This window comes from Halomonas sp. Bachu 37 (assembly GCF_039691755.1).
Taxonomy (GTDB): domain Bacteria; phylum Pseudomonadota; class Gammaproteobacteria; order Pseudomonadales; family Halomonadaceae; genus Vreelandella; species Vreelandella kashgarensis.
Map to the genome: position 1 here is coordinate 141986 of NZ_CP137552.1, position 12879 is coordinate 154864.

Here is a 12879-nt window from a genome sequence, read left to right on the forward strand (position 1 = left end):
CGCTCATGCTGGATCATGATACGCGGCAGACACTGGAACCCGTGGCGATGGGCGGTGACGATGAGAGCTGGCTGACCAGTTATCTCGATGTGCTCACCTTGCTGATTACCCTGTTCGTGCTTCTGCTGGCGCTGACACCGCCCGGAAGCGGCGATGCCAGCGAGAACCAGATGGCCTCGTCGTCAGCGGTTCCTTCGGCGTCGCGGATGGCGCAATCGACGGGTATCCAGCCGGCGCATGACGGTATCCAGCCACGTTTTTCCGGCCTCAGCATTCCCGGCGTGAGTGTCGATGCAGGGAGTGAGGGAGTCACCTTGCGTATCGACGATAGTCTGCTGTTTTCCAGCGGCCAGGCCGAACTGACCGGTCAGGGCAGAACGCTGATCCAGAGCCTGGTGGAGGTGCTGGAGTCCTTTGACGGTCAGATTTCCGTGGAGGGCCATACCGACAGCATCCCCATTGCCACGGCACGTTTCCCCTCCAACTGGGAACTCTCCTCGGCACGGGCGATCGCCGTGGTACGCCATCTGGAAAGCGAAGGGGTGAAGATCGAGCGTATGCGTGCCGTGGGTTATGCCGATACCCAGCCGATGCAGAGCAATAATACCAGGGAAGGCCGGGCCGCCAATCGACGGGTGGAGTTGCTGTTGCGCCAGGGAGGACAAAGGTGACGCACCGCTCCGACGCCAAACAGCAACAGAGGCGGTTGCCACCCAGGCAGGCGGCCTTTATCGGCTTGGCAACGGGAGTACTGTTACTGCTTCTGATCGGCTGGGAGATGAATGTCGCCCACGAGGAGGACGAACGGCTTGCCAGGGCGCGCACCGCCACCACGGCGGATATGATGAACGAATGGGTAAGCAGCCTGCTCGCCACATCCGAACACTCCCTGCGCGAGATACTCGGGCTATACCGATTGAACCAGGCGGGCCAAATCGAGCCCTCTGTGTTGGTAGACCTGCTGAAACGACGGCGAGATAGCGTGGACATCTGGGAGGATGTGGCGTTAGTAGATGCCCAAGGCTATGTTTTGGCATCGACCCGGCCCATGGAGGCGAGCCGCTTCGAGCTGGGGAGCAGTGCCTTTCTTGCTCCGTTGGTGCTGGAGTCCTCCTCAGCTGCTAGCCCTGCCGTTTCGACGCTTTACTGGTCAGAAGCTGTCGGTCAGCTACGTGTACTGCATGCACTGCGCATCGAAAGCCCCGAGGAAGGCGTGGAAGGCTTGGTGTTGGCGCGCCTGGACCCAGCTCTTTTCGAAGGGTTGATGGAGCGACTATCGCTAGGGCCGGGTACAAGCCTAGCACTGGTGGATAGCTCTCCCCGAGTCATCGCTCAGCGCGTTTTTGGTATCGATGGCAGTACCGCTGCGGCGCCAGGCGCTCACGTCGCGACGCCGCAACTGTTGGATTTCCTCGGCAGCGACGTCACCCGAGACAGTTGGGTGAGAAAGTCGCCGGTTGACGATAACCGACGCCTGTTCAGTGCGCGCAAGGTAACTGGAACCGATTGGGTGGTGCTGGCCGGTGAGGATACCACGCTCTATCTTGCCGACTGGTGGCGACGTTTCTGGGCGCTGGTGCTGGGCTGGGTGGCAATGGTGTTGATGGGGGCCGTGGCCCTGCGCCATTACCACCACTTGTATGCGGCGGAAAAGGAGCTGCGCCGTCATCGCAATCGACTCGCCACGGAGGTAGAGCAGCGCACGGAAGCACAGCGTGTCAGCGAGCTCGAAGCAGCACAGCTGAAAATCGCCGCCATGGCGTTCGAGACGCACCTGGGCATGTTCATCGCCGATGCCGACAACCGTATCGTGCAGGTGAATTCCACCTTCACCGCCATCACCGGCTACAGTGCCGAAGAAGTGCTGGGGTGCAATCCCAGCGTGCTGAATTCCGGACGTCATGATGCGGCCTTCTATCGCCATCTGTGGCACAGCCTGCAGGAAAACGGCACCTGGCAGGGCGAGGTATGGAACCAGCGCAAGAATGGTGAAATCTACCTCCAGTGGCTGACCATCAGTGTGGTGCGTAACGATAAGGATGAGATCACCCACTATGTCGCCACGCTGAGCGATATCACCCAGCGCAAGGCCGCCGAACAGGAAATCCACCAGTTGGCGTTTTATGATGCCTTGACCGGCCTTCCCAATCGCCGTCTGCTGATCGACCGATTGGAAGCATCGCTCAAGGATACCCGGCGCGACAGCCAGTATACCGCGGTGATGTTCATCGACCTGGACAACTTCAAGACCATCAATGACAGCTTGGGACATTACCTGGGTGATGCGCTGCTGCAAGCGGTAGCGCAGCGCCTGGATGACATTGTCCGCGACAGCGATACCGTCGCCCGGCTGGGGGGCGACGAGTTCGTCGTCATGCTGCATGAGCTGGGCAACGATTCCGAGCATGCCGTTCGCCATGCCGAATCCATCGCCAGCAAGCTGCTCGTCGCCCTGAGTCAGCCCATCCGGGTCCATGAACATACGCTTCAGGTCTCGGGAAGTATCGGTATCACGCTGTTTGGCTTCGGTGAAGTCAGCGTCAGCGATATCCTGCAGCAAGCGGATCTGGCCATGTACCAGGCCAAGGCGTCGGGGCGCAACGCCTTGCGCTTCTTCGATCCCGAGATGCAAGCGGTGGTGGTGGATCGTGCCCGCATGGAAGGCGACTTGCGCCAGGCCCTGCATAATGAGGAATTGCGCCTTTACTATCAGAGCCAGGTCAATGCCGACGGTTGCATCATCGGCGTCGAGGCGCTAGTGCGCTGGGAGCATCCTGCCCGGGGCATGGTCTCGCCAGCCGAATTCATTCCCTTGGCGGAAGAGAATAACCTGATCGGACCGATCGGTACCTGGGTGCTGGAAACCGCGTGTCGCCAACTGGCCCGGTGGGCGCAGTCAAGCACCACCGAGGCCCTGGATATCGCGGTCAATGTCAGCCCCAATCAGTTCCGCCAGGTAGGGTTTGTCGAGGAGGTACAGCAGATTCTGGAGCGTACCGGAGCCGACCCACGACGCTTGAAGCTGGAAGTGACCGAAACCCTGCTCATGGAGGAAGTCGAGGACGTGCGCTCCCGCATGGAAACGCTGCGCTGCATGGGAATTCGCTTCTCGCTGGATGATTTCGGTACCGGCTATTCGTCGCTGGCCTATCTGAAGCGTTTACCCCTGGATCAGCTCAAGATCGATCAGTCGTTCGTCCGTGATGTGCTGGAAGATCCCGCCGATGCCGCGATCGTCAGGACGGTGATCTCCTTGGCGCACAGCCTGGAGCTGGATGTCATTGCCGAGGGGGTGGAAACCGAAGCCCACCGCCAGTGGCTGTTCCACCATGGCTGCGTCGCGTATCAGGGTTATCTGTTCTCCCGGCCTTGCCCCGTGGCGGAGCTGGCGCTGGACGCGCACTGAGCCTGCATGCGCTCGATGGCCATAGCCGCGCCCTCCAGGCTGAACGTCATGTACCAGGGCTCTCGCTCCTCCTGGTCGAACCCCAGGTAGATCGTCTCGCCGCTGTGCATCTCGTCGAGCAGATCATCCAGCTCGTTCAGGTAGAAATGAACGTAGAAGCCGTTGTCGCCGCGCTCGGTGATGAATTCCGCCATGCCCTCGTGGCGGGTGGCCTCATCCACCCGCAAGCGTGTCGGCACGAGATTCACCGCTCGGCTCGCCTGCTGACGTTGGTCAAGCTCCACACGCATTTCCAGCCAGGGAAGATCGCAGACCCCCTGGGTGGTGTTGACGCTCAGCGTAGCATCGGCATAGCTGTGAGTTTCCACGGCGCGGAAGTGGCGCTCTTCCCCCAGGGTCAACACCAGCGATTGCCAGTGCTGATGCTGCTCGGCGTGGCGGGTGTCGAAGGTGGCGGCGTAAGTGTTGGCGCTGAGAGAGCAAGCGCCGAGAAGCAGGAAAAGACGGGGCAAGGAGAAGTGCGGCATGGGGAGTCAGTGTCGTCCAGGAAGTCTCGAACAAGCCTATAACGTGTTTGCTCATTACAAAAGAGTAATGCGCTGATTTTGCTATATATAGTAGAAATCAATTTTCAATCGGGCTCATCTAGTGCTATTTCAAGACTGTACATGAACTGCCCAGGCCGTATAATCGCCGTTTTTTCCGGCGTTCCAATTCACCGTGCTGCGAAGGAGATCCGCGACATGAGTACTTCGACCAAGGCTAGCAAGACCTCCCATGATGTGCCGCTCCAGGAGCCGTCCAGGGAGATCTGGGATGCCAAGTATCGTCTCAAGGATCGTCATGGCCGCCCGGTCGACCAGGACCTGGGCGGCACCTTCGAGCGGGTGGCGCGAGCCCTGGCCGCCGTGGAGGGCGACAAGGCGGAGCAGTGGTTGCCCAAGTTTCGCTGGGCATTGGAAAACGGCGCGATTCCGGCCGGTCGGATTCTTTCCAATGCCGGCGCGGAAGACTACAAGCCGGCGGTGAGCCTGATCAACTGCACTGTCTCGCGCACCATTCGCGACTCCATGCGCGATATTCTGGATAGCGTGGTGGATGCGGGCATGACGCTGAAGTCCGGCGCCGGTATCGGCTACGATTTCTCTACTCTGCGCCACAAGGGAGCGTTCGTGTTCGGGGCGGGCGCCGGCACCAACGGCCCCCTGGCGTTCATGGATATCTACGACAAGATGTGCTTCACGGTGGCTTCCGCCGGTGGCCGTCGCGGTGCGCAGATGGGCACCTTCGACGTCGGCCATCCCGATGTGCGCGAGTTCATCCAGGCCAAGCGGGAATCCGGGCGCCTGCGTCAGTTCAACCTCAGCCTGCTGATCACCGACGAGTTCATGGAAGCAGTGAAGAACAACACCGACTGGCCGCTGGCGTTCCCGCTGCATCCCGGCGAGAAGGAGGACGTGAAGCCGCAAGACCTGATCTACCGCGACTGGCCGGTGATCGAAGAGGGTTACACGGTGGATGACGAAGGCCGCGTGGCATGCCGTGTCGTCGAGGTGATCAAGGCGCGCGAGCTGTGGGATACCATCATGAGCTCCACCTACGACTATGCCGAGCCGGGCTTCATCCTGATCGACCAGGTCAACCGCATGAACAACAACTGGTTCTGCGAGGATATTCGCGCCACCAATCCCTGCGGTGAGCAGCCGCTGCCGCCGGAGGGCGCTTGCCTGCTGGGATCGGTCAATCTCACCCAGTTCGTCATCGACCCGTTCGGCAAGGCGCCGCGTTTCGATTGGGAGCGCTACCGCCAGGTGGTGGCGATCTTCACCCGCATGCTGGACAACGTGGTGGAAATTGCCGCCTTGCCGTTGCCCCAGCAGCAGCGCGAAATCGAAGCCAAGCGCCGCCACGGCATGGGCTTTCTGGGGCTGGGCTCGACCCTGACCATGCTCAAGATCCCCTACGGCTCGCCGGAGTCCCTGGCCTTTACCGAGGAAGTCAGCCGTAACCTGGCCCTGGAAGGCTGGAGGCAGGCGCTGGAGCTGTCCCGGGAGAAAGGCATGGCGCCGGTTCTCGAAGAGGAGCACACCATCACCGCCAAGATGATGCGCGAGCGCCCCCAGCTGGCCAAGGACGGTTACGAGATCGGCGACAAGGTGCCGGGACGCATACTACACGCGCGCTACAGCCAGTACATGGCCAAGGTCGCCGAGATCGAGCCTGACCTGGTGGCGGCGCTCGCCGAGCAGGGCGCTCGTTTTACCCACCACAGCTCGATTGCGCCGACCGGAACCATCAGCCTGTCGATGGGCAACAATGCGTCCAACGGTATCGAGCCGTCGTTCTCGCATCGCTATTACCGCAATATCATCCAGTCGGGCAAGAAGACCAAGGAGCAGGTGGAAGTGGTCTCCTTCGAGCTGGCCGCCTACCGTCACTTCATCGCCGCCGATGCCGTGGAGAGTGACCTGCCGGAGTATTTCATTACCGCCGACAGCGTGAATCCGGAACAGCACGTCGCGGTGCAGGCGGCCGCTCAGGCCTGGGTCGATTCCGCGATCTCCAAGACGGTCAACGTACCCACCGACTTTGCCTTCGAGCAGTTCCAGAACCTGTATCTGCAGGCCTACGAGAGCCGCTTGAAGGGCTGCACCACCTTCCGCTTCAACCCGGAGGCGTTCCAGGGTGTGCTGGTACGCGAGGACGACCTCAACAACACCACCTATGTGTTCGAGCTGGAGAATGGCGAGACGCTGGAACTCACCGGCAATGAGAAGGTGATCTATGACGGCGAGGAGCACAACGCGGCCAACCTGTTCGATGGGTTGAAGGAAGGCACCTATGGCAAGTGGTGAGCATGACCACACCCAGGATGACAGGCGCACACTTTTGCTAACCGGAGAGACCGATGGCCGTTGAAATAAAATCCAAGATCGTGGGCTACCGCATCAAGCAGGAGCAAGCTGCGCCGGTGCCGACCCTGCAGGACGAGAACCCGCTTACCGTGCGTATTCCCTCGCGCCCCGAGGGTACGCTGGAGGCGGTCTCCGAGAAGATCTCCTATGTCGGTGCCGAAGGGCGCAAGAAGGTCTATCTGCTGGTCTCCTTCATGCCCGTAGAGGGCGTGGTGGAGGGCAAGCGAGTCGTCATCGAACGCCCGGTGGAGTTCTTCTTTCCCTCCGGCCAGCTATCCAGCGAGCACCAGTGGATCACCGCCACCATGCGCAGCCTGTCCCTGGCGGCACGCGGCGGCTACGTCACCCAGGCGGTGGCGGATCTACGCAAGGTGGCCTGGGACAAGGGCCTGGTACGTTGCGGCATGAATCGCTGGAACAAGCCGATGTTCCACGACTCCGAGGTGGCGGCGATCGCCTGGTCGATCCAGCAGATTCTGTATCGTCGTGGCTTTCTCGATGCCGACGGCAACCAGGTGCCGGTGGAGGAGCTGGTGGAGCGCCATGCGCGCCGTATCGCCCATGGTCACGCCTGGCAGCCGGAAGCTGGTGATACTGCCGCGCCGGCGGTGACCGAGACGACAACGGACGCCGCACCGGAAAAAAAGCCTGAAGGCGGTGGCCCGGCGATAGTGGGTCATTGCCCCGAGTGCCGCGGCGAGCTGATCATGATGGATGGCTGCCCCACCTGTTACGCCGGTTGTGGCTGGTCGAAGTGTGGCTAGAGACGCTCACGACAACCCCTTTGCTGAGGTGGATAAAGTACGAGACTGCTAACAAGCTGTTTCAGCACATTCAACGGTCGGAACAACCCTATGCGGGGGCGCTATAGACCCATCCATGGGCGCTAAATTCGCCATCCATGGCGAATGACCCCCGCTACGAGTTGATTCCGACCTTGTTACTCATTGCATCAGAGAATCCCACGCAAAAACCCGTACAGAGCCAGGATACTGAGCAGGGCGGCCAAGCCGTAGGTGAATAGCTTGTTGATCGACTCGTTGCCCAGGGTCAGGTCGTGCAGGCCGTGACGAATGCGGTGCGCGGCATGGAACAGCGGCAGACAGATCACTGCCCCGATGAAGATCAGACCGGGGAAGCTGAACAGTAACCCGCGTGTTCGTTCAAAGTTCAGTGCCGTCTCGGGAACGACTCCCAAGGGAATCAGGACGGCGATGAACAGGATGGCGGCGGGGACGAACACGGCGAAACAGACGCCGCCGGCACTGAACAGCGCCCACCACAACGGTTCATCGCTGCGCTTGGGCCGTTTGGCATCAGACGCTTCTCTCATGATCCACTCCCCAATATCCAGGCAAACAGGGCGATGACCGCCACCACGCCAACCCACTGCCCCAATACGATGAAGCTTGCCGGGATGGTGCGGGTACCGACTCGCAACGGCATGACTCGCGGGAACAGCTCGAAGAACGTCCAGGCATGAAACAGGCTGGCGGCCAAGGCGAGGCAGTTGAGAAGGATCACCAGCGGATGCGCCATGAAGGCAAGCCAACCTGCCCAGCTTTCCGTCCCTTGCAGCAGGCTATATAGCCCGGCCAGCAGGCAGCCGATGAAGAATACCAGCGGCAGTACGGTGGCTTCGCGTGCCATGTAGAGTTTGAAATAGCGATGCTTCAACCACCAGGTACGCGTCAGCCGTGGAAGATAACTGCTCTGCTTTGCCATGATCTCTACCCCTTGAACAGGCTTATCAGCATGTCTTTTGCCGATTCCACCTTGCCCTGGTTGACCGCCGCTGCCGGGTCGACGTTTTTCGGACAGACCTGCGAACAGAAGCCGACGAAGGTACAGCTCCACACACCTTCGTGACGGTTCAATTGCGGCATGCGCTGCTGCTTGCCTTGGTCGCGGCTATCCAGGTTATAACGGTGGGCCAGTGTTAGCGCGGCAGGCCCCAGGAACTCCTGATTGAGGCCGAACTGGGGGCAGGCGGAATAGCACAGGCCGCAATTGATGCAGTCTGAGAACTGCTTGTATTTTTCCAGTTGCGCAGGCGTCTGGCGGTTGGGTTCGTCAGTCTCGGCGGCGTTGGTGATCAGATAGGGCTGCACCGCGGCGAGATGGTCGAGAAACACCTCCATGTCGACGATAAGGTCCTTTTCCACCGGAAAGTGGGACAGTGCGCTTATCTTCAGCGTGTCGGGATAGTCACGCAGGAAGCTCTTGCAACCCAGCTTGGGAATCCCGTTCACCATGACGCCGCAGGAGCCACAGATCGCCATGCGGCACGACCAGCGGTAACTCAGCGTACCGTCGAGTTCCTCCTTGACGTAGTTCAGCGCGTCGAGAAGGGAGGTGCTGTCGTCGAAGGGAACCTCGAACTCCTGCCAGTAGGGGGTCGCTTCCTGCTCCGGCAGGTAGCGTTGAATGCTGAGCTTCTTGGTGCTCATGTTTTCGCTCCTTTACCCGCATCGCCGTAGGCGCGTACAGCGGGGGCAGAAAAACGCGTGTCCACGGCCTGCCACTGCAGCTGGGCGGGTTCGTCGCCATTGAAATAGACCAGGCTGTGCTGCAGGTAGTCCACGTCGTTGCGTTCCTGCATGCCCTCGTCGAGCCGCTGATGCGCGCCCCGCGACTCCTTGCGATTCAAGGCCGAAAGGCATGACGCTTCGGCGATATCCAGACCGAAACCCAGTTCGAGGCAGAGCAGCAGTTCGGTGTTGTAGGCGTGGCTTTGATCCTGAAGCTGGATATCGTGATAGCGCTGTTTCAATTCTCGAATCTTGTCCAGCGATGCCTGCATCCCATCGGCGGTGCGATAGATGCCGCAGCCGGTATCCATGCTCTGTACCATTTCACGCTTCAATTCGACCCAGCTTTCACTGCCCTTGGTCTGCTTTAGGCGTGTCAGCTTGTCGGCTTGCGCCTGGGCTTGCGGAGCCAATGCTTGCGGGTCGCTAAAGCCGGCGCCCGCGGCACGGCGGCTGGCTTGTTCTCCGGCCAGGCGACCGAATACCAAAAGCTCGGAAAGCGAATTGGAACCCAGGCGGTTGGCGCCGTGCAAACCGACCGAGGCGCACTCGCCAGCAGCATAGAGTCCCTTGATACTGGTTTCACAGTTGGCGTCGGTGTTGATTCCCCCCATGGTGTAGTGCAGTGCCGGCCGAATGGGAATGGGCTCGGTCACGGGGTCGACATTCACGTACGCTTTCGCCAGCTCGCAGATAAAGGGCAGGCGCTCGTGGATGAAAGCCTTGCCTAGGTGGCGCAAGTCCAGATAAACCACGTCGCTGTCACCGTACTTGCCGGTGCGCCCCGCCTGCTGCTCCTGCCAGAACGCCTGCGACAGCTTGTCCCGCGGACCGAGCTCCATGTATTTGTTCTGCGGTTCGCCCAGCGGGGTTTCCGGCCCCAGGCCGTAATCCTGCAGATAGCGGTAACCGTCCTTGTTCAACAGTATGCCGCCTTCGCCACGACAGGCCTCGGTAATCAACAGCCCCGAGCCCGGCAGACCGGTGGGGTGGAACTGGACGAACTCCATGTCGCGCAGGGCCACGCCGTGGCGATAGGCCATTGCCATGCCGTCGCCGGTGACGATGCCGGCGTTGGTATTGAAACGGAAGAGTCGCCCCGCGCCACCCGTGGCCATGATGACCGACTTGGCGCGCAGCAAGGTCAATTCACCGGTTGCCACCTGCAAGGCGATGACCCCGGCGATCTCGCCGTCGACCGTGGCGATGTCGAGTACGAAGTACTCATCCAGACGTTCGATTTCGGCATACTTCAACGATGTCTGGAACAATGTATGCAGCATGTGGAAGCCGGTCTTGTCCGCCGCGAACCAGGTGCGGGCGGTCTTCATTCCGCCGAAGCGGCGCACCTGAATCGAGCCATCCGCCTGGCGGCTCCAGGGGCATCCCCAGTGCTCCATCTGCACCAGTTCGCGATAGGCATGGCGGACGAAATAGTCGACCACGCCCTGTTCGGCCAGCCAGTCGCCACCGGAAACGGTGTCGTCAAAGTGTGCTTCCAGCGTGTCGTCGGGACTGGTGACGCCGGCGGCCCCGCCTTCCGCCGCGACCGTGTGGGAGCGCATCGGATACACCTTGGAGAGCAATACGATACGCTGTTGCAAACCCTCTTCGCGGGCATTTTCGGCAGCGGCAATGGCCGCACGTAGCCCGGCCCCTCCTCCACCCACGATAACGATGTCGAAGTCCTGTTGTTGCATGATATCTCTCGTCGGTTAGCTGCCGGCTAAGGGAAAGGAGCTTTAGCAAAGAGTGGCACAAGGCATCGTGCAACGACCATATGATGGTTGAAAAAATCAGGCTAAGTTGCTCTAGAGCAAGCTTCCAGTCTGTTGTTTGCGAGGCCCTTTACTTTCTTTCTCGCAACTTTCTAGGATGGTATGCAGCGGTTGTAATGCGAACCATGCGTTCACTGTAGCTTTGAACTGGAAACTGCCATGACCTCCCGACTTAAATTGCTTGCGCCGTTGATCGTCGCCCTCTGTGTGGCGCTCTTTCCCACGCCAGCGGGTCTCGACCCTCATGCCTGGTATTTCTTTGCCATCTTCCTGGGTGTCGTCGTCGGCTTGATCTTTGAACCTCTGCCGGGGGCGGTAATCGGCCTGATCGGTGTCGCCGTCGCTGCACTGCTGGCTCCATGGGTGCTTTTCTCCCCGGAGCAACTGGCTGTGCCCGGATTCAATTCAGCCTCCAGCGCCTTTACCTGGGCGGTATCGGGTTTCACCAATTCGGTGGTGTGGTTGATCTTCGGCGCCTTCATGTTTGCCCTGGGGTACGAAAAGACCGGACTGGGCCGGCGCATTGCCCTGTGGCTGGTCAAGACGATGGGGCGGCGGACGCTGACCCTGGGGTATGCGGTAATGCTCGCCGACCTGGTGCTGGCACCGTTTACGCCATCCAATACCGCGCGTAGCGGCGGCACCATCTATCCGGTGGTGCGCAACCTGCCCGATCTCTACGACTCGCACCCGAACGACCCCAGCATGAAGCGCATGGGGAGCTTCCTGATGTGGACGGCGATCGTCTCGACCTGCATCACCAGTTCGCTTTTCCTGACCGCGCTGGCGCCCAATCTGCTGGCCGTCGCCTTGACCGAAAGCGCGACGAGTATCCGCATCGGCTGGGGCGAGTGGTTCATAGCGGTGGCACCAGTGGGCATACTGCTGCTCTTGCTGGCGCCACTGTTGTGCTACTGGCTGTGTCCGCCGGAAGTCAAATCGGGAAGTGCGGTATCCGACTGGGCAGCCGAGGAGCTCAAGAAACTCGGCGGCCTGACCCGTAACGAAGTCATTCTGCTGTGCCTGGTGCTCATCGCGCTGGCCTTGTGGATATTCGCTGGCGACATGATCTCCTCGTCGTTGGTGGGGATACTCGTCATCTGTGTCATGCTGATTCTGGGAATTCTCAACTGGGACGACATTCTTTCCAACAAGGCGGCATGGAACACTTTCTTCTGGTTCGCGACGCTGGTCGCCCTGGCCGGCGGGCTCAACCAGGTCGGTTTCGTGGGGTGGTTCGGCAATATGGTCGGTGGCCGTATCAGCCACTTCGACCCGCTGGTGGCGATGATAGCGCTGACGGCCATCTTCTATCTGCTGCACTACTTCTTTGCCAGTGTCACTGCCCACACCACTGCGCTACTGCCGGTCATGTTGGCGGCGGCATCCGGTATTCCCGGTATCGACATGCACATGTTCGTACTGATGCTGCTACCGACACTGGGGATCATGGGGATTCTTACGCCGTACGGTACAGGGCCGAGTCCCGTCTACTACGGCAGTGGTTATTTACCCGGCCCGCTATGGTGGCGGCTCGGGGCGATCTTCGGCTTGCTGTTCCTGGTCGCCTGGCTTGCCATCGGGGTTCCCTGGCTGGCTCTGATTCTATAATCACTGTTCGTTCCTCTCGCGTTATGCCATCAAGCACGGCTCTGTATGAGCCGTGCTTGATGCACGTCAGCGTGTCGTCCTGTCCCGGCGGTTAGCATGCGATGACTTGTTCTCAGGAGTCACCATCATGCTTACCGCCTTGCCTTTACCCCCACCGCCGGCCGCCTTGCTGCGTAGAATCGATGCGCAAGTCCCGTTGACGTTCAAGCGCCGCCTGCTACTGCCGTTGCTCAACCGTGTATTTGCCGAACCCTTGGCGGAAGGGGAGTTCGATGCCCTTGAGGACCGGCGTGTCTCGCTGATGGTGGAGGATCTGGGAATTCGTCTGACGCTCACGTTGCAAGATGCGCAATTCCAGTTCACCGCCCAGCCAGGAGAGGCCACGATTCGGGGCGGATGGCGCGAGTTCCTGTGTCTGGCGACACGCCGGGAGGACCCGGACGGCCTGTTTTTCCAGCGCCGCCTGTCGATCGAGGGCGATACGGAGTTGGGTTTGCAGGTGAAGAATCTGCTGGACGCACAAGAAGCGGATCTCACCCAGGGCCTGCCCGGCCAGTTGTTGCTCAAGCTGGATGCCTGGGCACAGCAGCGCCAACGATAGCCATGTCATATATAGTGGCTGCGACAAGTTGGTTCTA

General features: G+C 60.4%; 11 protein-coding genes. 6 read left to right on the plus strand and 5 right to left on the minus strand.

The window, feature by feature from the left end; translation table 11 throughout:
* Positions 1–5 precede the first annotated feature (5 nt).
* Both R5M92_RS00655 and R5M92_RS00660 read left to right on the plus strand, forming a co-directional pair.
* Positions 6–671, plus strand: a complete 666-nt coding sequence (locus R5M92_RS00655) for an OmpA/MotB family protein (protein WP_346797092.1) — start codon at positions 6–8, stop codon at positions 669–671.
* Complete coding sequence (locus R5M92_RS00660; protein WP_346797093.1) at positions 668–3406, plus strand: EAL domain-containing protein; 2739 nt, start codon at positions 668–670, stop codon at positions 3404–3406. The genes R5M92_RS00655 and R5M92_RS00660 overlap by 4 nt, the downstream gene beginning before the upstream one ends.
* On the opposite strand, the gene R5M92_RS00665 is transcribed toward R5M92_RS00660, so the two are convergent.
* Positions 3352–3933 carry a hypothetical protein gene (locus R5M92_RS00665; protein WP_346797094.1) on the minus strand — a complete coding sequence of 194 codons (582 nt, stop codon included), beginning with the start codon at positions 3931–3933 and terminating at the stop codon, positions 3352–3354. The two genes, R5M92_RS00660 and R5M92_RS00665, sit on opposite strands and share 55 nt — an antisense overlap.
* A gap of 216 nt (positions 3934–4149) precedes the next feature.
* On the opposite strand from R5M92_RS00665, the gene R5M92_RS00670 reads away from it, so the two are divergent.
* On the plus strand, positions 4150–6261 hold the full coding sequence (locus tag R5M92_RS00670) for an adenosylcobalamin-dependent ribonucleoside-diphosphate reductase (RefSeq protein WP_346797095.1): 2112 nt from the start codon (positions 4150–4152) through the stop codon (positions 6259–6261).
* A 53-nt stretch (positions 6262–6314) separates the two neighbouring features.
* A complete protein-coding gene (locus R5M92_RS00675) occupies positions 6315–7085 on the plus strand; it encodes a ribonucleoside-diphosphate reductase (RefSeq protein WP_346797096.1) in 771 nt (256 codons plus the stop codon).
* 188 nt (positions 7086–7273) lie between these two features.
* Here the strand turns inward: R5M92_RS00675 and frdD are convergent, their stop codons facing one another.
* Genes frdD through frdA form a run of 4 tightly spaced genes read right to left on the minus strand, consistent with a single transcriptional unit; the run spans position 7274 to position 10552 of the window.
* Positions 7274–7654 (minus strand): fumarate reductase subunit FrdD, encoded by a 381-nt coding sequence (gene frdD, locus R5M92_RS00680; protein ID WP_346797097.1) that lies wholly within the window; start codon positions 7652–7654, stop codon positions 7274–7276.
* Positions 7651–8046 carry a fumarate reductase subunit C gene (locus tag R5M92_RS00685; protein WP_346797098.1) on the minus strand — a complete coding sequence of 132 codons (396 nt, stop codon included), beginning with the start codon at positions 8044–8046 and terminating at the stop codon, positions 7651–7653. The genes frdD and R5M92_RS00685 overlap by 4 nt, the downstream gene beginning before the upstream one ends.
* A 5-nt stretch (positions 8047–8051) precedes the next feature.
* Positions 8052–8771, minus strand: a complete 720-nt coding sequence (locus R5M92_RS00690; protein ID WP_346797099.1) for a succinate dehydrogenase/fumarate reductase iron-sulfur subunit — start codon at positions 8769–8771, stop codon at positions 8052–8054.
* Positions 8768–10552 carry a fumarate reductase (quinol) flavoprotein subunit gene (gene frdA / locus R5M92_RS00695; RefSeq protein ID WP_346797100.1) on the minus strand — a complete coding sequence of 595 codons (1785 nt, stop codon included), beginning with the start codon at positions 10550–10552 and terminating at the stop codon, positions 8768–8770. The genes R5M92_RS00690 and frdA overlap by 4 nt, the downstream gene beginning before the upstream one ends.
* Before the next feature lie 237 nt (positions 10553–10789).
* Between frdA and R5M92_RS00700 the strand changes: the two genes are divergently transcribed.
* Together R5M92_RS00700 and ubiT are read left to right on the plus strand one after the other, a co-directional pair.
* Positions 10790–12241: an anion permease gene (locus R5M92_RS00700; RefSeq protein ID WP_346797101.1), complete on the plus strand. Its 1452-nt coding sequence runs from the start codon at positions 10790–10792 to the stop codon at positions 12239–12241.
* Positions 12242–12368: 127 nt separating this feature from the next.
* On the plus strand, positions 12369–12842 hold the full coding sequence (ubiT, locus tag R5M92_RS00705; RefSeq protein WP_346797102.1) for a ubiquinone anaerobic biosynthesis accessory factor UbiT: 474 nt from the start codon (positions 12369–12371) through the stop codon (positions 12840–12842).
* Positions 12843–12879 lie beyond the last annotated feature (37 nt).